General features: G+C 66.7%; 1 protein-coding gene and 1 pseudogene. Both read right to left on the bottom strand.

Going from position 1 to position 1,210, the window contains the following annotated elements; translation table 11 throughout:
- Nucleotides 1–446 (bottom strand): annotated as a pseudogene (locus IL54_RS02120) (sensor histidine kinase); the annotation flags it as partial.
- A complete protein-coding gene (locus tag IL54_RS02125) occupies nucleotides 439–1,155 on the bottom strand; it encodes a response regulator transcription factor (protein ID WP_037472736.1) in 717 nt (238 codons plus the stop codon). The gene IL54_RS02125 and the pseudogene IL54_RS02120, both read right to left, overlap by 8 nt.
- Between the last annotated feature and the right edge of the window lie 55 nt (nucleotides 1,156–1,210).

Genomic DNA, 1,210 nt, shown 5'->3' on the forward strand with positions numbered 1-1,210 from the left:
TCCCCCCGATAATTGCTGCGCCCGACCAGCAGCCGCGTGTCCCCGCCCAGCCGGGTCGCGCGCGCGAACATCGTGTCGCCGCCGGGCAAGGGCACGAAGCGCGCCTCCGACACTTCAGGCGCGATGGCAGGCCAGCGGTCGAGATTGCCCGCCAGACGACGCCCGGCCCCATCGACGAGCAGATACCATCCGCGCTCGCCATCCTCCCGCTCCACCGCCATCCGATCGGCTATGCGCGCGCGCAGTTCGGCGGTGCCACCGCTGACCTGAATGTCGGCCAGTCCGGCGAGGTCGGTATCGACCTCGCGCGCCAGCATCGCCCGGCCATCAGCCGCGACGATATTGCGCACCACCAGGAACAGGGCCAGCGTGGACAAGAGGCTGACCAGCAAAGCGGACAACATCACCCGGCCGAATACCGAGCGGAACAGGTCGGGTTTAGGCATCCGGCGATCCCGGCGATCCGGCAGCGATCAGGCGATAGCCGGTGCCCCACACGGTTTCGAGGACCGGGCCGTCAAACCCCTCCTCCAACTTGCGGCGCAGGCGTCCGACATTGACGTCCACCACATTGGTCTGCGGATCGAAGCTGAGTTTCCAGACATGGCGCAGCAGCATCTCGCGCGTCACCACTTCGCCCGCATGGTCCATCAGATAGCGGAACAGCTCGAACTCCTTGGGCGAGAGCGCGAGGTGGCGACCCTGGCGAAAGGCGGTGCGCGCCTTCACATGGCATTCGAGATCGCCGAACAGCAGCACCGGATCATGGGTGGAGCGACTGGCCCGGCGCCACAGCGCGCGGACGCGGGCGACCAGCTCATCGGGTTCGAATGGTTTGGCGAGATAATCGTCGACGCCGCTTTCCAGGCCTTCGACGCGATGTTCGCTGCGGCCGAGCGCGGAGAGCATCAACACTGGCGCGCCGATCCCGGCGACGCGCAGGCGGGTAACGATGTCGATGCCGGTCAGGTGCGGGAGCATCCGGTCGAGGATGATGACGTCGTGCGCGCCGCTGCCCGCACGGTGCAGGCCGATGCGGCCATCCTCCGCCTGATCCACGACCATGCCTGCCTGGGTGAGGATAGCGGCGATGTTGGCGCGCGCTGCGGCGTCATCCTCCACCACCAGCACATTGATCGATTCCTGTTGCGCCATATCGTCCCCCGCCTCGCAAATACCGGCAAAGGCCGCCAGTTACAAAGGCTGTTAT

The organism is Sphingobium sp. ba1 (assembly GCF_000743655.1).
In the GTDB taxonomy this organism is placed as follows: domain Bacteria; phylum Pseudomonadota; class Alphaproteobacteria; order Sphingomonadales; family Sphingomonadaceae; genus Sphingobium.